At 30.0% G+C, this 23,019-nt stretch carries 19 protein-coding genes, 2 other RNA genes and 1 riboswitch; of the genes, 12 read left to right on the top strand and 9 right to left on the bottom strand.

Annotation, left to right across the window (positions count from 1 at the left end):
* Positions 1-539: 539 nt before the first annotated feature.
* Positions 540-623: riboswitch (cyclic di-GMP riboswitch) on the top strand.
* Positions 624-741: 118 nt separating this feature from the next.
* The gene (locus L1S46_RS22255) at positions 742-945 is read left to right on the top strand and encodes a hypothetical protein (RefSeq protein ID WP_012058142.1); all 204 of its coding nucleotides are present in this window, start codon (positions 742-744) and stop codon (positions 943-945) included.
* Between the two features lie 211 nt (positions 946-1,156).
* Positions 1,157-1,330 (top strand): hypothetical protein, encoded by a 174-nt coding sequence (locus L1S46_RS22250; protein ID WP_012058143.1) that lies wholly within the window; start codon positions 1,157-1,159, stop codon positions 1,328-1,330.
* A 90-nt stretch (positions 1,331-1,420) separates the two neighbouring features.
* Here L1S46_RS22250 and L1S46_RS22245 read toward each other — a convergent pair whose 3' ends face one another.
* The gene (locus L1S46_RS22245; protein ID WP_238900994.1) at positions 1,421-1,969 is read right to left on the bottom strand and encodes a biotin transporter BioY; all 549 of its coding nucleotides are present in this window, start codon (positions 1,967-1,969) and stop codon (positions 1,421-1,423) included.
* A 47-nt stretch (positions 1,970-2,016) separates the two neighbouring features.
* Positions 2,017-2,967 (bottom strand): biotin synthase BioB, encoded by a 951-nt coding sequence (gene bioB / locus L1S46_RS22240; RefSeq protein ID WP_238900993.1) that lies wholly within the window; start codon positions 2,965-2,967, stop codon positions 2,017-2,019.
* Between the two features lie 379 nt (positions 2,968-3,346).
* On the opposite strand from bioB, the gene L1S46_RS22235 reads away from it, so the two are divergent.
* Together L1S46_RS22235 and L1S46_RS22230 are read left to right on the top strand one after the other, a co-directional pair.
* Positions 3,347-3,811: a hypothetical protein gene (locus tag L1S46_RS22235; RefSeq protein WP_238900992.1), complete on the top strand. Its 465-nt coding sequence runs from the start codon at positions 3,347-3,349 to the stop codon at positions 3,809-3,811.
* A gap of 134 nt (positions 3,812-3,945) precedes the next feature.
* Complete coding sequence (locus L1S46_RS22230) at positions 3,946-4,668, top strand: SIMPL domain-containing protein (protein ID WP_238900991.1); 723 nt, start codon at positions 3,946-3,948, stop codon at positions 4,666-4,668.
* A gap of 104 nt (positions 4,669-4,772) precedes the next feature.
* Here L1S46_RS22230 and ssrS read toward each other — a convergent pair.
* Positions 4,773-4,965, bottom strand: a non-coding RNA gene (gene ssrS / locus L1S46_RS22225) — 6S RNA.
* 379 nt (positions 4,966-5,344) lie between these two features.
* Here ssrS and murQ point away from each other — a divergent pair.
* The 4 genes from murQ to L1S46_RS22205 all read left to right on the top strand — a co-directional run bounded on the left by murQ (position 5,345) and on the right by L1S46_RS22205 (position 9,735).
* Positions 5,345-6,259, top strand: coding sequence for an N-acetylmuramic acid 6-phosphate etherase (gene murQ, locus L1S46_RS22220; RefSeq protein WP_238900990.1), 915 nt, complete (start codon positions 5,345-5,347; stop codon positions 6,257-6,259).
* Positions 6,260-6,273: 14 nt separating this feature from the next.
* Positions 6,274-7,635, top strand: coding sequence for a PTS transporter subunit EIIC (locus L1S46_RS22215; RefSeq protein WP_238900989.1), 1,362 nt, complete (start codon positions 6,274-6,276; stop codon positions 7,633-7,635).
* Positions 7,636-7,777: 142 nt separating this feature from the next.
* Positions 7,778-8,851, top strand: a complete 1,074-nt coding sequence (locus L1S46_RS22210) for a MupG family TIM beta-alpha barrel fold protein (protein WP_238900988.1) — start codon at positions 7,778-7,780, stop codon at positions 8,849-8,851.
* Between the two features lie 38 nt (positions 8,852-8,889).
* The gene (locus tag L1S46_RS22205; protein WP_012058151.1) at positions 8,890-9,735 is read left to right on the top strand and encodes a MurR/RpiR family transcriptional regulator; all 846 of its coding nucleotides are present in this window, start codon (positions 8,890-8,892) and stop codon (positions 9,733-9,735) included.
* A gap of 503 nt (positions 9,736-10,238) precedes the next feature.
* Here L1S46_RS22205 and aguB read toward each other — a convergent pair.
* Positions 10,239-11,117, bottom strand: a complete 879-nt coding sequence (gene aguB, locus L1S46_RS22200) for an N-carbamoylputrescine amidase (RefSeq protein WP_012058152.1) — start codon at positions 11,115-11,117, stop codon at positions 10,239-10,241.
* 22 nt (positions 11,118-11,139) lie between these two features.
* Positions 11,140-12,183, bottom strand: a complete 1,044-nt coding sequence (locus tag L1S46_RS22195) for an agmatine deiminase family protein (protein ID WP_238900987.1) — start codon at positions 12,181-12,183, stop codon at positions 11,140-11,142.
* 332 nt (positions 12,184-12,515) lie between these two features.
* Between L1S46_RS22195 and L1S46_RS22190 the strand changes: the two genes are divergently transcribed.
* Positions 12,516-13,721 (top strand): MFS transporter, encoded by a 1,206-nt coding sequence (locus L1S46_RS22190; protein WP_012058154.1) that lies wholly within the window; start codon positions 12,516-12,518, stop codon positions 13,719-13,721.
* A 275-nt stretch (positions 13,722-13,996) separates the two neighbouring features.
* Here L1S46_RS22190 and ffs read toward each other — a convergent pair.
* Positions 13,997-14,262, bottom strand: an RNA gene (ffs, locus tag L1S46_RS22185) — signal recognition particle sRNA large type.
* A 230-nt stretch (positions 14,263-14,492) separates the two neighbouring features.
* On the opposite strand from ffs, the gene aspD reads away from it, so the two are divergent.
* Positions 14,493-16,130 carry an aspartate 4-decarboxylase gene (aspD, locus tag L1S46_RS22180; RefSeq protein WP_238900986.1) on the top strand — a complete coding sequence of 546 codons (1,638 nt, stop codon included), beginning with the start codon at positions 14,493-14,495 and terminating at the stop codon, positions 16,128-16,130.
* A 49-nt stretch (positions 16,131-16,179) separates the two neighbouring features.
* On the opposite strand, the gene L1S46_RS22175 is transcribed toward aspD, so the two are convergent.
* Complete coding sequence (locus tag L1S46_RS22175) at positions 16,180-16,698, bottom strand: hypothetical protein (RefSeq protein WP_238900985.1); 519 nt, start codon at positions 16,696-16,698, stop codon at positions 16,180-16,182.
* 266 nt (positions 16,699-16,964) lie between these two features.
* A complete protein-coding gene (locus tag L1S46_RS22170) occupies positions 16,965-17,510 on the bottom strand; it encodes a PadR family transcriptional regulator (protein ID WP_238900984.1) in 546 nt (181 codons plus the stop codon).
* A gap of 209 nt (positions 17,511-17,719) precedes the next feature.
* On the opposite strand from L1S46_RS22170, the gene L1S46_RS22165 reads away from it, so the two are divergent.
* Both L1S46_RS22165 and L1S46_RS22160 read left to right on the top strand, forming a co-directional pair.
* Entirely contained in the window at positions 17,720-19,714 is a 1,995-nt protein-coding gene (locus L1S46_RS22165; RefSeq protein ID WP_238900983.1) for an FAD-dependent oxidoreductase, read from the top strand.
* A 273-nt stretch (positions 19,715-19,987) separates the two neighbouring features.
* Positions 19,988-21,094 (top strand): DUF3810 domain-containing protein, encoded by a 1,107-nt coding sequence (locus L1S46_RS22160; protein ID WP_238900982.1) that lies wholly within the window; start codon positions 19,988-19,990, stop codon positions 21,092-21,094.
* A gap of 34 nt (positions 21,095-21,128) precedes the next feature.
* Here the strand turns inward: L1S46_RS22160 and pknB are convergent, their stop codons facing one another.
* Positions 21,129-22,610: a Stk1 family PASTA domain-containing Ser/Thr kinase gene (pknB, locus tag L1S46_RS22155; RefSeq protein ID WP_238900981.1), complete on the bottom strand. Its 1,482-nt coding sequence runs from the start codon at positions 22,608-22,610 to the stop codon at positions 21,129-21,131.
* Positions 22,611-23,019 lie beyond the last annotated feature (409 nt).

The raw sequence follows: 23,019 nt of genomic DNA, 5'->3' as shown, positions 1-23,019 counted from the left end.
ATGAGCTGTTAAAGGTTCTTAGCTGTAGGTTGTTCCATTTTAGCTTGTCAAACTGAAAGTTGGAGCATGCTAAGATGGGACACAACCTGCTGCTTAGAACCTTCAGCGATATTTTCATAGCTTTTCGGAATCAAAATATTTATGATTTCAGCGATTTATATGCATAAGACCAGGTCTTAGTTAGGCTATCTATATGAGAATTATAAAATTAACAAGGGTAACTTATTACAATACGTAATAAGTTACCCATAAACGATTTTATATAGAAGGATAAATAATTAATAAGAAATTATCTTATTTCCCTATTATATCTGATAATTATTACAAAATTATAACAAATATGTTAATTCAATATAAACATTATATTAAAATAAACTTAAATATGATATTTAAGGACAGTAAAAAAAGTTTTTTATAAATTTAATAATTACCTTTAAATATGTAATAAATATTGTAAGGTAATTATTGCATTTAATGTTGATTTTTCTTATATTATTGTTATAATATATACATAGAAAGACATAAAGTAACATAAATATACAAAGATTGGGAACTATGAAGAATTCTCTGTATTTGGGCATCTTGAGAATTTAGAGTTAATGATGCAACCCACCAATCAAAACTAATTAATTTTTTTAATTAGTTTTGATTGGTTTTTTATATTTTGGAATTAAATGTAATAGAGCTAAAAGTAAATAAGATAGTTTTTTTTAAGTTAATATATATGAGAGGTGATATGCTATGAAGATACATAATGAAATCATGAAAGTTATAAATGATAATTTGGAAAAGTGTTCTAAATTCGAATTTGTTGCAGAGTTAAGAGATTTAACTTTAGCAGATATGTATTATATTGAAAAGATATCGAGTATTGATAGTATAAAAGCGAAGTTCAATTATAAAATAATAAATAACACTTATATAAAGATTAATTATTCACGTTAACTAGTATGTAGGAAGAGGAAAGACATGACACTAACTATTAAGATTAAATTAGGTAAAATAAAGAAAACAGAAGACGATGATAATAAAATAATTACAGACTTTTCTCATAAAGAGGTTTAATTAATAAGAATCATGGACATTAGAAATATTGTTTATGATTCTTATTTTTTTGTTATAATAATATAGTAGATTTGACGAGGAGAGTAATGGTATGAATAAAAAGGTATATGAGTTATTAGAAGAGATAAAATTACATTCAGAGAAAATTAGTGATTGGGAGCAAATGACAAATATATTTGCTAATGCTATTAAAAGAAAAGGATTGAATAATGAAGAGGTTGAAGAGATAAGTGAGAGAATATTTAGGGAAGTCAGAAAAAAGTAGAAGTGAATTTAATTGATTTATAATATAAAGGAGTTTCTTTAATTTTATAATATAAAGAAGCTCCTTTTTCATTAATACATATATTTTTAACTAGTATAATCCAGCGCTTTTAATTCTTTTTCTAATCTGAGGCCCTATTAGTGCTGCAACTACCATCTTTGCAAGGTCACCAGGAATAAATGGAAGAACACCAATTGCTAGAGCCTTATTAAATGGTAGATGTGCAACATATGCTAGCCATACTGTTCCGAATATGTAGGTTACTAGTGTACCTATCAGCATACCTAAAAAGCACATAAAAATTTTATTAGGAAATTTGTCAATGAATATTCCACTTATAAATGCCATAAAAGCGAAGCCAATTAAATATCCACCTGTTGGCCCTGCTAATTTAGTAAATCCCCCAGAGAATCCTGAAAAAACTGGCAATCCCAATGCACCTATGAGAAGATAAATAAGATAAGTAATTGTTCCTTCCTTTTTTCCTATTATATATATAGTAAGGTAAATCGCTAAATTTGTTAATGTAATTGGTACTATACCAATAGGAATTGAAAATGGTGCAGATGTACATATAAAAGCACTCATTATTCCGATTGTTGTCAACTGACGCGCGTTAGTTCTACGTATATTTTCCATAATTTTAAATCTCCTCTATATAGTATATTTCTTTTCTATAATTCTTTTTAAATTGAAAAACCGAGTGTTTGCAACATTATTTTATCTTGGCATGTATTGTTACCTATAGTAGTTAACATATCGCCAGTTATCGTTGCATTAGCTCCAGATTGAAAAATTTCTATTCCGCCATCTTCAAAATAAGTTCTTCCGGCAGCCATACGAATATAAGCTGTTGGATTTATGTAACGAAAAATTGCAATTGTTTTTAAGATATCGTCATTAGAAATCCTTTTTAAATTTTCTAATGGAGTACCTTTGATAGGCATTAATACATTTATTGGTATAGATATAACTCCAAGCTCTGATAAGCTTATAGCCATGTCAATTCTGTCATACCAAGTTTCACCCATTCCTATAATACCACCGGAACAAACTTTTAAACCTGCATTTTGCGCTAGTTTAATTTCTTTAATCTTGTCATCATATGAATGAGTAGTACAAATATTATGAAAGTTTCTTTTAGAAGTTTCTATGTTTGCATGGTACATTGTGACTCCTGCTTCTTTTAAAAGTACAAATTGTTCTTCGCTTAAAAAACCGTGAGATGCACATAAGTTGATAGAACATTCTTTATTCATCATTTTGTATGCTTGTACAGCTTTATCAAAATCGCTCCCAACTAAAGCTCTTCCTGCTGTAACAATAGAGTATCTATGTACACCATTAGCTTCATTTTTTTTGCAGTCTTTTAAAATTACATTAGGATCTAAAAAATCATATTCTTTAATTTCTGTTTTGTGGTGGTTTGATTGAGCACAAAACTTACAGTTCTCGCTGCATTTTCCACTGCGACCATTAATAATTGTACAAAGGTCCACGCTTTCTCCGCATAGTGTTCTACGAATTTTATTAGCACCATCACAAATTTTCTTTAAATCACAAGTTAATAAAAATTCTAAATCGTCAGATCTAGTTAATCGTCTTCCGTTAATAATTTCTTCTGCTAATTTTTCCATATAATTTTACCACGCCCCAATTTATTAAATAATTTCAAGACAAGTATATAATTAATATTTAAGATTGTCAACTCGATATGAAAATATGGTTAACAATATTGACTGTGCTTAATATATTCATATAAAACCAATGGATTAACAAAATATTTTATAAGTATATATAATATATTGAAATTAAGTTTCTATATTATGCTCTTAATTGAGCACTTGGTTTGCTAGAGATTCAAATGTTGATTTATTATTTTAATCTATATAAGAAATTGCATAGCACTAATAAAAATAAAGTTTAGTTTAATAAGAACAAATTTTAATAGAATAGAGTAATGTAATATGTAGAGTATTCGAATAGATTAAAATATGGTTATGAGTAGGTGCTAGAATGACTATTGATTTTGATAAAGTTATGCTTAATATAAAACAAGGGTATTATAAATATATTGGTTCAGGTTCTGGCAGGAAAGTATTTGATTTAGGAAATGGATATGTTTTGAAGATAGCAAAAAATAAAGCTGGAATAGCACAAAATAAAGCTGAATATATTATTTCGGATAATGATCAGACTAAGTTATTTGCAAAAGTTATACAAGTTTCAAGTGACTTTAGCTTACTTATAATGGAAAAAGCAAGCGAGATAAGTGATATTTTATATGTATGGAAGTATTTTAATGTATCGAATAAGGATGAATTTTTAAAAACTCAGGAATTGCAGAAAATGAAGAAAAATTATAGGTTGTTATTGGGGGATTTTTGTAGGAAAAGCAGTTGGGGAATGATTGATGGAAAGCCAGTCATCATTGATTATGGCTTTACAAGAGAAGTGGTGGAAAAACATTATTCTTTTTAGGATTTTGAATTCAGTAAAGTATATTTGAGCCTTAAATTTTAAATAAGTTTAAGGCTTTTTCTAAGTATAAAGCATTGTTATATTGATATATATAGTTTAGAGACATTTCAAGTGATTTATCATAATATGAATTAATGATTAATTTTTTTGAAAGGAAAAATAGGATGCATACTTTAGGGCAGGGAGGTATCTATAGTTTAAATGATTTTAACAATGATCAATGTTCACCTAATAGGCTAAAAGTTATTGGAAAAGGAACGGTAAGTGTAAAACCAGATTTAGCAGAAATAGTCGTTGGAGTTATAACTGAAGATTTGCAATTGGAAGTTGCGCAGGAGGAGAATGCTAAGATAACTCAAGAAGTTATAAATAGTATAAGAGCATTGGGAATACCTCTTAAGAATATACAAACCGAAAATTATAGCATACGGCCAAATTATGATTACATCAATGGGAAGCAGGTTTTTAGAGGATATGAAGTAATAAACAATTTGAAGATTTTAATTAGTAATATTAATAATGTAGGTGAAGTAATTGATACTGCAGTAAGCAATGGTGCAAATTCATTAACTGGGATTATTTTTATCGTCTCAGATGAAACAAAGTATTATTATGAAGCGTTAAGAAGAGCTCTACAAGATGCTCAAAATAAAGCACGAGTTGTAGCTGATCAACTTAAAGTAAAGTTGAATACTATACCAATTCAAATAAATGAACAAAATGAGACCACTAGTACACCACTAGTAATGACTCTTAAATCTACCAGTAATACTACTCCTATTGAAGCAGGAGAAAATATTATAAATGCAGATATAGAGGCTATATTCACATATGTGGATAATAAAAATAATTACTAAAAAGAGCAGATATTAATTTGAGTTCTTAAACATTTATTTTAGTTTTAATTCATGAAAATAAAAAGCCAATGCTTAATATTAAGCATTGGCATAGAATGTCCTATATAATATCCAAAATACCGGTACTCTAATTTTGACCCCTATCCTTCGATAGGTGGGTGCTCTCACAGATGATTCAATCGCCTTCAAAGCCGTAAAAGGACTCATATGAAAGTACATTTCCACATCTAGATAATTGAACTCCCGTATTTTAAGTGTAGGTTCAAAATAAGAGCTTAACGAATATTCTAGAATTTATAATCAATATATAAGCCTGCTTGAACAACTTAATATCATTTGTTCTTAGGCCGTGAAGATATAATAACATATTTAAATTTCTTATGCAAGAGGTTTTTATGATAATTTAGACTAATGTCTATAGATAATTTGTAATAGTATTTACACAAGGAATTTAAGTTGTTTTATTAAGGGGGGTTAGAATTAATATAACAATATCTTATAAAGAAACTAGTTAAACCTGCAGAAATAGAGAATATATGATACAACTAAATATTACTTTAGAAACAAAATAATATTATTTATAAAATATATTGAAACAAAATTTCAAAGGTGATATGATATATATATCAAGTGAAAACGTAGTCAAAATTAAATGTTTTATATGGAGGCGGTAATTGTGGAGAGTTTAAATTTGAAAAATCTAACAACTGAAAGTAGAAATGAGACGACAATAAATATAGATAAAGTATCAACTTTAGAAATGGTGAAAATCATGAATGATGAGGACAAAAAGGTAGCAAACGCTGTAGAAAAAGAGCTTCCTAAAATAGCAAAAGCTATAGATATGATAGCTGAAAGAATCCATAGAGGAGGAAGGTTAATTTATATAGGTGCAGGAACATCAGGAAGGCTTGGTGTATTGGATGCCTCAGAATGTCCACCAACATATGGAGTTTCGGAAGAGTTAGTGCAAGGAATTATAGCTGGGGGGAAAGAAGCTATATTTAGAGCAAAAGAGGGAGCAGAGGATTCAAAAGAATTAGCAGTGGAAGATTTAAAGAGTAAAAATATAACAGAGAATGACACAATAATAGGACTTGCAGCCTCTGGAAGAACCCCTTATGTTATAGGAGGATTAAGGTATGCTGATCAAATTGGTGCGTTAACAGTTTCAGTGACTTGTAACGAAAATTCAGATGTTGCAAAGGAAGCTTATATTTCAATTTCACCAGTAGTTGGTCCGGAAGTTGTAACAGGTTCAACAAGACTAAAGTCTGGGACAGCTCAAAAGCTAGTATTAAATATGATATCAACTGGTGTCATGATTAAGCTTGGAAAAGTATATGGAAATCTAATGGTAGATTTAAGAGCTACAAATGAAAAGCTAATTGAAAGAGCTAGAGGAATAGTTTGTAAAGCAACGGGTATAAACATGGAAGAGGCAACAGAAGCACTAAATAAAACAGATTACGATGTCAAACTAGCAATATTTATGATACTTTCAAAGCTAAATAAAGATGAGGCGAGAATTAAATTAGACAAAAATAAAGGTTATATAGCTAAAGCGTTACAAGAAATAGATAATAAGTAAAGGAGAGGAGATTTATGACAAATAAAGAGATTGCTATAAAATTAGTTGAATTAGTTGGAGGTAAAGATAACGTAAAATCAGTTACTAATTGTATGACACGCTGTAGATTTGAACTAAATAACTTTTCAAAAGCTAATGTAGAAGAAATTAAGAAATCAGAAGGGGTTCTTGGCATAGTTGAGACTAAAGAACAACTACAAGTTATTTATGGGCCAGGAAAGGTAAATAAAGTAACTGAAGAAGTAAAGAAAATTGTAGGAACAAAGGTAGTTATAGGCGAAGATGCAGTAGCTGAAACAAAGGCTAAATTGAAAGAAAAAAATGATACTAAGTTTAAAAATATTCTTAAAAAACTCGGAAATGTTTTTATTCCTTTAATTCCTTTATTTGTGGCTTGTGGCCTTGTGCTTGCAATAAATAATATTGCTGGAGTGTATTTTAAAGATGCCTATACAAAAACGACAGCTGCTCAAATTATAGGACTTATAGGAAATGGAGTATTTTCTATATTATCAGTTTTAGTTGGTGTAAATGCAGCAAAAGAGTTTGGTTCACAAATGCCAATGCTCGGTGGAGTATTAGGCGGAATTCTTTCATCAGCAACTCTTGCAAATATAACTCTTTTTGGACAAAAATTAACTCCAGGCCGTGGTGGGGTTATATCTGTAATATTAGTGGTAGTGTTAGCCTGTTTTATTGAAAAAGTATGCAGAAGAGTTGTACCAGATGTATTAGATTTGTTTGTTACTCCATTAGTTACACTTTCAGTTTCAGCATTAGCAGCATTGTTTATCCTTCAACCAGTTGGAGGCGCTATTTCAGATAGTATAGGATTCTTAGTTGCAAAAACAATAGCATCAGACAATACTTTTGTAGCAGTTATATCAGGAGCCGTATCAGGAGGTCTATTCTTACCACTAGTTATGACAGGAATGCATCAGGCATTAACTCCAATACATGCAGATTTAATAGCGAATGTTGGTTATACTGTATTATTACCTATATTAGCAACAGCTGGAATGGCACAGGTGGGGGCAACTATAGCTGTACTAAGAAAAACAAAAAATGAAAGACTAAAGAAAATTGCTAAAAATGGATTAGTACCAGGATTTTTAGGAATAGGAGAACCATTGATATATGGAATAACTTTACCACTTGGTAAACCATTTGTTGGAGCTTGCTTAGGAGCTGCAGTTGGTGGTGCAGCAATGGCTATATTTAAAGTAGGAGCAGTTGCCATGGGGGTATCAGGACTACCTTTAGCATTGTTAATTGCAAATGGGAAAATTGGAGTGTTCTTAATAGGAGTATTGGTCTCATATGCAAGTGGATATCTATTTACTAATATTTTAGGTTTTGACGACCCAATTGAATAATTTTAAAAAGACCCGAAAGGGTCTTTTTAGTTAATGAATAGCAGAATAAAATTATAGTAGCTATATAAATAAATTATCATTATATGTGAATTATAAAAAACTTTTATTTAATTTCATATAAATCTAGCAAAGGGGCATTATTATGAATTATGGATTTTCTGTTTATTTTGGATTGGATAATACTAAAGAAGAAAATATAAAATTGTTAAAGGATGCACATAATCTTAATATTACAAGGATATTTACATCCCTTCATATACCAGAGGCAAATTATGATGTTTTAAAGTTGGAAGTAATAGAATTCTTTAAGTTAGCAAAAGAATATAATATGGATATAATAAGTGATATCTCACCTAATACCTTTAAGTTCTTAGAATTAGAGAATATGGATTTAAAAGGATTGGGGAATATGGGAGTTAAGACTATTAGAATAGATTTTGGGTATACCGAAGAAGAAATAGCGAGAATGAGCAAAAATCATTATGGAATTAAAATTCAATTAAATGCATCAACAATTACTAAGAGATTTTTTGAGAGACTAGATAATTATTCACCACACTATGAGAATATAGATGCACTTCACAATTTTTATCCAAGGGTGGGAACTGGAATTTCTGAAAAATGTATGAAAGAAAAAAATACTATTTTGAGTGAGAGAGGAATTAAAGTTTCTGCTTTTGTGCAATCGAATAATAGAAGAAGAGCACCTTTAAAAGATGGATTACCAACATTAGAGGATCATAGAGGGAAAAATGTAAGAGAAGCTGCTAACCATTTATTTGCATTAGGAAATCAATGCGTTTTCATTGGAGATTCGCTTCCAAGTGAAAAAGAACTAGAAGATTTATCATCATTAGATCCTAATGCAGTTGAGCTACTAATAGGGTTAAAAGATTATAATGATATAACTCTAAAATTGCTAAAAGAAACTTATACCCACAGAATAGATGAGGCTAGAGATGCAATAAGAGCAGCTGAAAGTAGATTACTTCTTAATGGAGAAACTATAGAACCATTTAATACAATAGACAAGAATTTCGGTGATATTACATTGGACAATGTAAAATATATGAGATATATGGGAGAATTACAGATTCTTAAAACAAATCAAAAAGCTGATATTAGAACAAATGTCATAGCTTCAGTTGCGAAAGATTACTTATATCTATTGAAATATATAGATGGTGGTAAAAGATTTTATTTTAATATAAAATAATTGTAAGAGTAAAACCAAGTACGATAAGGTGTGAGATTATGAATGTATTACAGTATATTAAGCAAAATTATGACAGCTTTACAGATAGAGAAAAGTTAATAGCAGATTATTTAATAGAAACTAAGGAACGGATTATATCAATGTCTGCAAGAGATATAGCAGAGGCCACCAAAACTTCAGCTCCAACAGTAGTAAGATTTGCTAAAAAAATAGGGTTTAATACTTTAAATGAATTGAAGCTCAAATTATCTATTAATATTAGCAAAGAAGAGGAAGCAGGAGCTATACAGTTTCAATATTTAGACAACGATTTAGGAACAAAAAATATTATCTATGGAATAAAACAATCAGTAGATTCAATTATGGAACAAACGGTCAGCTTACTAGATGAAGAATGTTTAGATAAAGCAATAGAATTACTTATAAGCGCTAAAAATATCTATATTTTTAGTGTAGGGGTATCAGGGCTTGTTGGTCAGGACTTCTATTATAAACTAAGCAGGATGAATAAGAGATGTATATGTAATACAGATACTCACCTTCAAATAACTTCATCTGTATTATTAGAAGAAGGAGATGTAGCACTAGCAATATCATATTCAGGAGAGACTAAGGAAGTCATTAAGTGTGTAAAAAATGCAAGGAATAGAAAAGTTCCAGTTATAGCAATAACAAAGGCTAGTGTAAATAATACTATAGCTGATATTTCTGATATAGTAATTCGTATACCAGCTGTAGAAAAATCCATAAGAGAGGGAGCAATTAGCTCGAGAATTTCTCAATTAGCAATAATAGATATGTTATATATTGGGATGATTAGAAACAACATAAAAGAAGTAGAGGAGAAATTAATTTCTACAAGGAAAGCAGTTAAAGAACTATAGAAGTAAAGACTATATAAGAATTAAAACATATTTACATTTAAAAGTGAAAAAGTATTTAAATTTAACAATTTAAAAAGGTATAAAGAAAACAAGTTATAAAGGGAAAAATATATAATTTTAACAAGAAAACAATTTGAGAATATAACAATTTATAGGAAAAATCAGGGATATAGAGCATTTATATCGAAGAAGCAATTGCAAAACAGCAATTTATAATGCAGAATAAAAGGCTATGAAATGTAATAAGTAAGAAGATGTGTGGTAAATAGCTTATAAAAATATTAATAAAGAGGGACATAGTGAGGAGAAGGAAAATTCAAATTATAAATATCATAAGATTAAAATAAAAGCTATGGTTATAAGAGTGTTTGATATCTTATAATCATAGCTTTTAAAATAATGAATTTTTAAAAATATTTAGAGGGAAAGTTAAAATGCTTTAAAAAGTATTTAACTCTTATTATTTTTTAAAAAATTTTAGAATCTAATAATCAGAATGGTAGCTATTTAATTATTAGATCTCCATCATATGATGTAATTATTTTATATAAATCAGGACGACGATCTCTGAATATTCCCCATTCAATACGTTGTGTCTCCAATTGATCTAAATCAAATTCAGCAACTAATACTGTTTCTTCTGTACGATTAGCTTCAACAAGTTTATTTCCTTGAGGACCTGCTATAAAAGAAGAACCATAAAATGTTATTTTAGAATCTTCATCTTCTTCAACTCCAACACGGTTTGATGCAATTACAGGAACTAAATTTGCAGCAGCATGACCTAACATGCAAGCTTGCCAATGGTCTTTTGAATCAATAGAACCGTCTTGTGGCTCAGAACCAATAGCAGTAGGATAGAATATCATTTCAGCTCCCATTAAAGTCATGCATCTAGCAGCTTCAGGATACCATTGATCCCAACATATACCTACACCGATTTTTCCGTAGCGTGTATTCCATACTTTAAATCCGGTATCTCCAGGATTAAAGTAGAATTTTTCTTCATATCCAGGACCATCAGGAATGTGACTCTTTCTGTAAGTTCCAAGTATTTCACCATTAGCATCGATTATCGCTATAGCGTTATATCTAGCATAATTCTTCTTTTCATAGAAGCTGATTGGTAACACTACCTTAAGCTCTTTAGCAATTTCTTTAAAATGATTTATTGCTTTATTTTGTGCTACTTCAGTAGCATATACGTAGTAATCAGACTTCTCTTTTTGACAAAAATATGGAGTTTCAAATAATTCTTGAAGTAGAATAATTTGAGCACCTTTTCCAGCTGCTTCTCTTACGAATTTTTCTGCTTTAGAAATATTTTCATCAATATTACAAGAACAGCTCATTTGTGTAGCTGCAACTTTAACTTTTCTCATGTTATCACCTCATCTTATTTTTCTATAGTACTTTTAGGTTTCTTGGAAATGGCATTTGTTGAGTTGTGCAATGTACATTACCGCCTTCTTTAATAACAGCCATTCCATCTACAGTTCTTATTCTTCTTTTTGGGAAAGTTAAACTTAATACCTTCTCAGCCATTTTGTCTGCTTCTGATGCATTTCCACCAAAAGTAGGTAAGATAATACCATCATTAACAAAATAAAAGTTTAGATAACTTAGAGTTAGCCTTTCTCCTTTGTATTCAGCTCTAGGTGGTTGATTAATTGGGATAATTTCAAACTTTCTGCCCTTTGCGTCTGTTGAATTCTTTAAAATTTCAATATTTTCTAAAGTAGTTTTGTAATTTGCATCATTTGGATCATCACAAGTTTGAATAATTATTTTAGTAGGTTCAGCAAAGCAGGCTATATTATCAACATGGCCGTCAGTTTCATCACCATCTAGTCCGTTCTTAAGCCAAATAATTTTTTCTATGTTCAAGTATTGTTTTAAATATGTTTCAATTTGTTCTTTAGTAAGGTTGGGATTTCTATTAGGATTTAGCAAACATTCTTCAGTAGTAATTAATGTCCCCTCACCATCAGTATGAAGAGAACCTCCTTCCATAATTAAAGGAGCATCAAATTTTTTAATATTGTAATGCTCTAAAATTTGTGGAGCTACTTTATCATCTAAATCCCATGGTGCATATTTTTCACCCCAGGCATTAAACTTCCAATTTACACCTGCTCTATTTCCTTCGTCATCAATTAGAAATGTAGGGCCATTATCTCTAAGCCATGCATCACTATGTTCAATAGGGAGTAGTTCTATATTAGACTCACTAAAAAGTTTTTTTACATTATCCAATTCATATGGATTAACAATTACTGAAACTGGTTCAAATTCAGCAATTGCTTGAATATATTCTGCATATCCAGCACAAACATCTTTATAGTTATCTGGATGACACATTGAATCTTTTACTGGCCAAGATATGAATGTACGCTCATGAGCAGTCCATTCAGCAGGCATTTTATAATTAAAATCTTTTGGATACATACAATACCTCTTTTTCATGCTTATATTTTATATTTTTAATACTATATATAGTATCTATCATATAATAAACTCCACATTGCATCAATGTCAAGGCCTGAATTATAGGAAGAATATAGATGGATTTTTAACGGTTACATTTTTAAGAATAAGGTATATTTTTTACCTTGTTTATGTTTTTATGAAAATTGTAGAAATATACATCTATAAACGTTATCATAGGCCTAATACAAAATATTACACTATTTTTATAAATTAAACGTATAATTCATTGTGCTAAAATTATAGTGGTTATTATAACCATGTTTCATAGAATAAAGTATGGAGTGATTATTATGAGCTATATTCAAAAAGGTACACGTGAATTTCGCCATGCTAGTATTGCTTTATTTGCTGGCGGTTTTAATACATTTGCGATTTTATATTGTACACAACCATTAATGCCTTATTTGTCTAAGGAATTTGGTATATCACCTACAATGGCGAGTTTATCGCTGTCAGTTACAACATGTACATTGGCTGTTAGTATGTTGATTTTTGGTTCATTGTCAGAGGTTCTTGGGAGAAAGCCAATTATGTGTTTTTCTCTTTTTGCATCATCAATACTAGCAGTATTGACGGCTATTGTTCCTAATTTTAACAGTATGCTAGTAATACGATGTTTGCAAGGATTTGTCTTAGCTGGATTACCTGCAATAGCTATGGCTTATATTAGTGAGGAAATTGACAAATCAAGTTTAGGATTAGTAATGGGATTATATATAAGTGGTAATTCTATAGGCGGAATGAGTGGACGTATTATTATAGGGGTAATTAATGATTTTTTTAACTGGAGATTAGCGTTAGCAGTTATAGGTATTTTAGGACTTATTTCAAGTTTTTTGTTTTGGAGAAAGCTGCCTTTATCAAAGCATTTCGAGGCTAGATCATTTGAAATTAAAAACTTAATTAAATCAAGTTTTAATCATTTAAAGAATCCTAATCTTCTTTGCTTATATTGTATTGGATTTTTAATTATGGGAAGTTTTGTTTCTTTATATAATTTTATAGGTTTTCAATTAATTGAACGACCATACAATTTGAGCCAAACCTTAGTGAGCTTTATTTTTGTAATATATATAGTAGGAACATTTAGTTCAACATTTATGGGACGTCTAGCAGATAAACATGGACAATATATAATGTTATGCATTTCAATTTTTATAATGTTATTTGGGATAAGTATTACATTAAATGTAAGTCTTTTGCTAAAGATTATTGGAATAGCTCTTTTAACATTTGGTTTTTTTGCAGGACACTCAATAATTAGTAGTTGGATTGGCAAAATAGCAACTCATGATAAGGCTCAGGCGTCATCTCTTTATTTATTATTTTATTATGTTGGTTCAAGCGTTGGTGGAACTGCTGGAGGAACGTTTTGGTCTTTATACGGATGGGAAGGTGTTGTTATCATGATATCATGCTTTTTAGCAGTTGCATTTTTTATTCTAATTGGTTTATCATCAGTTTTAAAACTTATTAAGATAGAAAATCATGGATAGAATCTCGTTTATTTGCAAGAAATCAAAAAGCCAATGCTTAGTGTTATTAAGCATTGGCTTTAAATCTCTAAAATAAGATCCAAAATATCGGTACTCTAATTTTGACGCCTATCTCTCGATAGGTGGGTGTTTTCACAGATGCCTCAATCGCTTTTAAAACCGTAAAAGGATTCACTCAAAAGTACATTTCATCATCTAAATATTAAACTCCCGAATTTAATTTGTAGGTTCAAAATAAGAGCTTAACGAATATCTCAGAATTAATAATCAAGGAAACGTGCACTCATTGTTGACAATTAACATACTTGCGCTACTAATATAGTTAGCTCAAACTAGGTTTATCCACGGCACTCAGAAGTTATCATTTACCGCTGCTTCCTTCCAGATCTGACGGAATTCACGAGTTTCTGCTGCATGGGACCCGATTCTCAACACCACTTGTATTAGACTGACCAAATGGATTAAAGCCTATAATGAGAATTCAATCCTGCTATAGCGGATTGCAGGTTACAGGGCACCGCTAGCTCCCCATCTAGCACGAAAATTACTTATAATGACAAGCATTTTCTTGCCGTGAAATAATAATAACATCTTTAAAGCTTATATTCAAGAGACATTTTCGTGGGAATTTAAGTGCATATTTGATAATTTTTCAGTATTTGAAAAAATATTCTTCTAAAAAGTTGTATGATCAGTTAGGAATAAATTATCGTAACTTGTTGAACAATAATAACAAATATGTTCATATAACTTGAGTAAGGAGTACTATTTATGAGTATTAAAAATGTTCAGCGTCAAGAAATAGAAAAAGTTTATGGTAAAATAAGTCCATTTGAATTCAAGAATGAATTAATAAATTTAGCTGAGGGGCAAAGAAAAAAGAGCGCCCGTACGTTATTAAATGCAGGAAGAGGTAATCCTAACTGGACTGCTGCAACACCTAGGGAAGCTTTTTTCACTTTTGGAATTTTTGCAGTAGAAGAAACAAGAAGAGTTTGGAATGATGGCGATTTAGCTGGTATGCCTAAAAAAGAGGGGATAGCTGAGAGATTGTATAACTTTTTAGACAAAAACAAAGAGATGCCAGGAATAGAGCTTTTAAGAAGAATAATCGATTATGGTATTAAAAATCAAGGTTTTGATGCAGACTCATGGATATTTGAGCTCACAGACTCTATTATAGGAGATAATTATCCAGTACCAGATAGGATGCTAATACATATTGAAAAAATTGTTCATGAGTATCTTGTCTCAGAGCTTTGTTATAACAAACCACCTGTAGGAAGATTTAATATTTTTGCTGTTGAGGGAGCAACAGCAGCAATGTGCTATATATTCGATAGCTTAATTGCAAACGAATTGTTGGCTCCTGGAGATAAAATAGGACTAATGGTTCCAGTTTTTACGCCTTATTTAGAAATACCACATTTGCCACGTTATAACTTTGAAATTGTACATATTGAAGCGACAGAATTGACTGGGGATGGAACTCATACTTGGCAGTACCCAGAATCAGAGCTTAATAAGCTTAAAGATTCTAGTATTAAAGCTCTATTTGTTGTTAATCCAAGCAATCCCCCTTCAGTAGCAATTAAACCAGAGAGCGTTAAGCAGTTAATAGATATAGTAGAAAATTATAACCCTAATTTAATGATTATTTCAGATGATGTCTACAGTACTTTTGTAAATAATTATAGATCTCTAATGGCAGACTTGCCATATAATACGATAGGTGTTTATTCTTTTTCAAAATATTTTGGAGTAACTGGATGGAGACTTGGAACAATATCACTTTATTCAGAGAATGTCTTTGATAAATTATTAAAGAATTTACCAGAAGATAAAAAGGCCGAGTTGAGGCAGCGGTATGGAGATCTTTCAACAACTCCAGATGATATAAAATTTATAGATAGAATTGTAGCAGACAGCCGACAAGTAGCTCTTAATCATACGGCAGGATTATCAACTCCACAGCAAGTCCAAATGGCCTTCTTTTGTACGTTTGCTCTATTAGACGAAGAAAACATATATAAGAAACAAACCAAAGATATTTGCAAACGAAGACAAAAACTTTTGTTTAAGGGTTTAGGATTAGATTTAAGAGAAGATCCGTATGATGCTGCATATTATACTGAATTTGATTTATTAGAATGGGCTACTTGCTATTATGGAAGTGAATTTGGCGAATATCTTCAAATTAACTATAAGCCGGTAGATATTTTATATAAATTAGCTGAGGAATCAGCCATAGTTCTATTAAGTGGTGGAGGTTTTAAAGGACCAGAGTGGTCAATTAGAATATCTCTGGCTAATCTTAATGATGATGCATATTCAAGGATTGGAGAGGCACTTCATAAAATTTTAGATGAATATGTTAATTCATGGAGAAATAAAGGAAATAAGTCATAAAAAAGCTAAGAAGATAACTAGTATTAATTTAGTTATCTTCTTAGCTTTTTTACTGTTTCTTTAACTCAAAAAGTGCTCCACCTAATAAAGCATAGACTTTTTCATCATCTGTAATAAAAAGAGTTGCAGAATGATTTGTCTTTTCAGGCTCAGTTATTTTTATATATTTAATTTTATCACCTGAAATACCAAGATTTTTGAAAGTATCATTATAAGTGTTATAAAATTCTGTAGCTGTAATTGTTCCTTCATTAATAGTTAGATCAGATACAGCTCCGTAAATTGAGGAAATCTTATCTTTCTCTATAGTAAATTTTTGACCTATACATAGAGAAAGAGTAGACTCACTTAAAGTAGTTTTTATATTGGAAGGTATATGCTGTTCAATAGTCCAAGTACCATATAGACTTTCATAATATGAAGAGTCTTGGCCTTCATTATTTGATAAATCACTATTGCCCTTGGGTGGATTGCTATTGGAATATCTGAAAAAAGAAAAAGCAGATATGATTACTATAAACAATATTATTACCAATATATATAAGCTTTTTGATTTAGAGTTTTTCATTTTTGTGATCCTCCTTACGATAGTTTATTGTATAGTTTTTTTCACATTAAAAAAATAATTCTAATTTATTGATAAAAATAATTTAAATTTCTAATTTATTTTTGTAAAGAGGATACAACCTACTGCTTAGAACATTCAGCGATATTTCCATAGCTTTTCGGAATCAAAATATATATGATTTCCATAAGTTATCACATAAATCTAGTTTCAAACTTGTTTATCTATATCTAAGCAGTTAAAGATTAATTTACCAAGAAAATTGTATACTATAAATGCATCTTTTTTAAACAATCTTCTAGCCATTCTATGTATGATTTTTCCCTCATGATGGCCCCGTTCAATATTATATAGCCCCCGAAATCTGAAGAGGATACTGTTAAAATGTCTTTTGTCTTTAAAAGCTCATCCATTGAATTTTCAAGGTATTCCAATCTTTCAATGTGTTTGGTTAGTGCATTTTTAAACTGCCTTACTAAAGTATCGTGATCCATCTCATCACAAAAATAAGCTTTAAGTTTAAAAATATCTTTTGGGGTTGGCTCTAAAGGATCGTCTTTTGAAAGCCATTTCTGCAATGACTTCCGCCCTTTTTCAGTTATAGTATATAACTTTTTTTCTAACTTTTCTCCTTGTATAACAGTCTCGTATGAAATTAACCCCTCATCGGTTAATTTCTTTAATTCAGGATATATTTGACTATGCTTAGCATACCAAAATTCAACTAATCCAGAGTTAAATTCCTTTGTTATATCATATCCGGTTAAAGGATTTCTATTAATAAGTCCTAAAATAGCATACTTTAAAGTTCTCATACATGCACCTCTAATATTTCTGTAGCTTATTTGCTTGAGTTTATCCAATGACAATTTTAGCATAGTAAAATATAAAGTGAAATAGAAAAATATTAACTGTTAAACATGTAAATATTGACATGTTTATTTTTGCGGTATTATAATATAGTTGAATAAAGGAATTAGGATAATCAGATAATTAAACGTTTAAACATTATGGGAGGAAATTTATGAATAAATATAAAAAGCTATTTGAACCTATTAAAATTGGTAACTGTGAGATAAAAAATCGTTTTGCATTAGCGCCAATGGGACCACTTGGACTAGCTGATAGCGAAGGTGGATTTAATCAAAGGGGAATTGACTACTATACTGAAAGAGCTAAAGGTGGGACAGGCCTAATTATCACTGGAGTTACTTTTGTAGATAATGAAGTGGAAGAACATGGTATGCCAAGTACTCCATGTCCTACACATAATCCAGTACATTTTGTTAGAACAAGCAAAGAAATGACTGAAAGGATACATGCATATAATGCAAAAGTATTTTTACAAATGTCAGGTGGATTTGGAAGGGTTACAATTCCTACTAATCTTGGAGAATATCCACCAGTTGCACCATCAGCAATTCAACATAGATGGCTTGATAAAATATGTCGTGAACTTACAATAGATGAAATTAAATCTATAGTTAAAAAGTTTGGAGATGGGGCTTATAACGCAAAGAGAGCAGGATTTGATGGTGTGCAAATTCATGCTGTACATGAAGGTTATTTAATAGATCAATTTGCTATTTCATTATTTAATCATAGAACTGATGAATATGGTGGAAGCCTAGAAAATAGACTTAGATTTGCACGTGAAATAGTAGAAGAAATTAAAGATAGATGTGGAGAGGATTTCCCTGTAACTCTTAGATATTCTCCAAAGAGTTTTATTAAAGATTTAAGAGATGGAGCACTTCCAGGAGAAGAATTTATTGAAAAAGGAAGAGATTTAGAAGAAGGTATTGAAGCTGCTAAGTTACTTGTATCCTATGGATATGATTCATTAGATATAGACGTTGGATCTTATGATTCATGGTGGTGGAGTCACCCACCAATGTATCAAGAAAAGGGGTTATACAGACCATATGCTAAATTAATGAAAGAAACTGTTGATGTTCCAGTAATATGTGCTGGAAGAATGGACAATCCTGATATGGCTATTGAGGCAATTGAAAATGGAACTTGTGATATTGTGAGTCTTGGAAGGCCACTTCTTGCAGATCCTGATTATGTAAATAAATTAAGGGCAAATAAGTGTAATTCAATTAGACCTTGTATATCATGTCAAGAAGGATGTATGGGACGTCTTCAAAATTATGCTATGCTTAACTGTGCAGTAAATCCACAAGCATGTAAAGAAAAGGACAATGCATTAACGCCTATATTAGGAAAGAAAAAAGTACTTATAGTTGGTGGTGGAGTTGCAGGTTGTGAAGTTGCAAGAGTTTTAGCTCTTAGAGGGCATGAACCAGTACTTTATGAAAAGACTGATAGATTAGGTGGAAATCTTATACCAGGAGGTTCGCCAGACTTTAAAGAAGATGATATTGCATTAGCGAACTGGTATGCAAACACATTGAAGGAACTAAATGTGGAAGTTAATTTAAATAGTGAAATTACAAAAGAACAAATACTAAGTTATAAAGCAGATTCTGTGATAATAGCAACAGGATCTACTCCTAAAGTATTTTCATTGGGAGATGATGAGAAAGTATTTGCAGCAGCAGATGTATTATTAGGAAAGAAAGAGTCAGGTAATAATACTGTAGTAGTTGGTGGTGGATTAGTTGGCTGTGAATTAGCACTTGATCTAGCTAAGAAGGGTAAGAAAGTTACTATAGTAGAAGCATTGCATAAGATTCTTGCACTAAATGGTCCTTTGTGTTCTGCAAACAGTGAAATGCTTGAAAGATTAATACCATTTAACGGTATTGAAGTAAAAGTAAATTCAAAAGTTAAAGCTTATAAGGATGGAAATCTTGAGATAGAAACAGAAAATGGAGTAGAAAAAATTAAATGTGATTCAGTAATACTTTCAGTAGGATATAAAGAGGAAAATTCTTTATATAGAGAATTGGAATTTGAGATTCCAGAAATCTATCTTTTAGGAGATGCACGTAAGGTTTCAAATATTATGTATGCTATCTGGGATGCATATGAAGTCGCAAATCATATATAATTGATTTAATGTCGGTAAAGTGTCATATAAGCTACTTATATGGCACTTTATATTTAGAAGGTTTTTTATATAGTATTTCAGGAGTAAATTTTATTTACAAAATTAATATTGTAAGATATGTATAGGAATTATAAAAAGACAGTGAATTTGTGTTTATAAATTTACTGCCTTTTTTAGTATAGAATGTAAAAATAAAAAGTGATATTATAATGATATTGGAACTGATTTACAATATTAGAAGGTTAGTTTCTTAGTAAGAAAGGAATATTGAGAATGGGAAATTTACTAAAAAGAAAAAAGAATATATCAATTAAAACTAAGTTTATAACAAGTGGATTACTACTTGGATTCAGCATCCTTTTATTTGCAATGGCACGATATATATATGGATTTTCAAATTTCTATTACAAGTATATTTATTCAATATTGGTAAATACGCTTTCAAGATGTTTGTCATTAATACCATTTTCAGTATACGAAATAATATTATATGCTTTCCTTATATATATTCTTGTAAGAATAGTAAGTTATACATATTTACTTTTTTCAAAACAACTTTCATTAAAAAAAATAATAATCAGAGTAACTTCAAATGTGCTTATATATATATCAGCATTTGTATTTTTAAATATAATGACTCTAGGGATAAACTCATTCAGATCAAATTTTGTTGAATTAACTGGATTAAAAGTGCAGGATAATTCAGAAGAAAAACTAATAGAACTTTGTGATTATCTAAAAGTTAGACTAAATGAATTAGATGGAAAGATAAAAAGGGGTGAAGATGGACTATTAAAGCTAGATTATGATGCAAGAAAAGAAGGAATAATCAGTATGGAACGTATAGGAGAAATTTATCCATCTTTGCAAGGTTTTTATCCAAATCCAAAGCCAGTTGTTTTTTCAAAACTTATGTCATATCAATTGTTGGAGGGAGAAACAACTTTTACCCTTGAAGCTAATTATAATAATGATATGCCCAGATGGAATGTTCCAAGTACAATTTGTCATGAATTGAGCCATGTAAGAGGTTTTAATAGTGAAGATGAGGCAAATTATATAAGTTTTCTAGCATGCGCTAACTCTAAAAATTATGAATACCAATATAGTGGATACCTTATGGCGTATTCTTACTGTATGAATGACTTATATTATTTCAATCAAGAGGCTTTTAAAAGAATAAATAATGAACTTTCAGATAATGTAAAATTAGAATTAAAAAATGATTCACTATACTGGAACAATTACAGAGGTAAAATATCAAAGCTGTATGATAATGTATATGATAAGATACTAAAAGCTGGTGGCCAAACAGAAGGAATTAAAAGTTATAACGCTGTCGTGAAACTACTAATATCAGGATATAAAGTACAATTTTAATAAAAAATGACCAAGGAGATAAACTTTCCTTTGGTCATTTATTTTTTTGCTTTTTCTCTTTTTCTTTTCCATTTCCATTACCATTGCCATTATTATTGCTATTATTTTTTTTCGTTTCTGGTGCAGGTTGAGTAACTTTTTGTCCTTGGCTTATAATCAAATCTATCTTTCCACTTTTTTCATAAGATGTACCAACAGTAGGAGATTGACTTATAACTAGGCCGCTTGATACATTATCGCTGTATTCATAACTGATATTTCCAAGTAAAAATTCATTATTATTTATAATAGATTCAGCAGTATCTTGAGATTTTCCAACTAATAGTGGTACTTGCCTTTTTTCACTTGGTTGCAACTTGTCATTATTCTCTTTACTAGTGGTTCCTAAAGTATTTTCTTCAATGCTGCTATTTATAGGAGAATCCTTATATCCTGTATTTTTAGATAATCCTCCATAGAAATACTTACCTAAGGCAAAGGCAGCAATACAAAAAGCAATTACCCCAATTGGTAAAATAACTTTTTTGGATTTACTTTTTAGGTTGTTTATATGTAACTTATTAGTGACGCTCTTTAATAGCACAGTTTCTTGTATTGGCTCTTTGCTCATAACCACAGTGGGATCAATTTCTTTATGTGTATCAATCATGACAGTTGAATCATCTATTAATGTGTTATTAAAGTCTATTTTTAAGTTAGGATTTTCTTTTAGTGAACTTAAAACATTAGCGAATTCTTTGGCTGATTTAAATCTATCGGCTGGATTTTTTTCTAAGGCTTTTAGAATTACTAAATTAATGTTTTCAGGTATATCTGCAATAAAATTCTTTGGCGGAATAACAGGTTCTTGTATATGCATAATCGCTACTGAAATAGACGTTTTTCCATTAAAAGGAACATTTCCAGTAATCATTTCATACATGACAATACCAAGAGCATAGATGTCAGTTCTGAAATCAACATATCCTCCCTTAGCCTGTTCTGGTGAAAAGTAGTGTACTGAGCCTATAATTTTATTTGAATTTGTTATTGTTGAAGAATTTGGAAGTTTTGCAATTCCGAAGTCTGTTAATTTTGCAATGTTATCATTTGAAATTAAAATATTATCGCACTTTATATCTCTATGAATTATATTATTTTTATGAGCGTATATTAAAGCTTCAGCCATTTGTAAAGATATATTTAAGGTAGTATCAGGGCTGAGTCGTACATTATCCCTTAATACTTGTTTTAATGTTTTACCATTAATATATTCCATAACAATAAAATTAATATTATTCTCTGAGCCAATATCATAAATATTTACTATATTTGGATGTGATAAACTTGCAATTGAATTTGCCTCTCTCTTAAATCTGAGAATAAATTCTTCATTATTGCTTAATTCTGATTTTAATATTTTTACAGCTACAAATCTATTTAATAAATGGCATTTTGCTTTATAGACAATTCCCATGCCACCTTCACCTATTTTTTCAAGCAACTCATACCTGTTTATAAGTAATGTTCCAATCATATATGTCCCCCTAAAACAGTTGTATATCTATTATATCATAACTAATTTTATATTTGTTTTCAAATAATAGCAAAGAAAAAAGAAGATTATTACAGGGAATATCATTTTATTTTAATTGATGATTTTATTTTATAGGAAAAAATGTCGTTTTCTTTCACATAAATATTTATTAGAGAATATATTATAAACATAGGAAGCGCATTAAATATTTTCATTGAAAATTCGTTGCTGATAAAGCATTGCATATGTGCATTAAAAGCGTTTTAAAGATACTCATTTGATTTTGGAGAACATATATCAACTTATTCTTTATGTTGAAGATATATTTTAATGATATATGTAACTATAAAAAATTTAAAATGACCAAGTCAATATAAGTAACTTTTATTTCATTTTGAGTTTATATGCA

The sequence above is a fragment of the Clostridium sp. YIM B02500 genome (assembly GCF_022324665.1).
Lineage (GTDB): Bacteria > Bacillota > Clostridia > Clostridiales > Clostridiaceae > Clostridium > Clostridium beijerinckii.
This window is presented reverse-complemented; position numbering and strand designations above follow the sequence as displayed.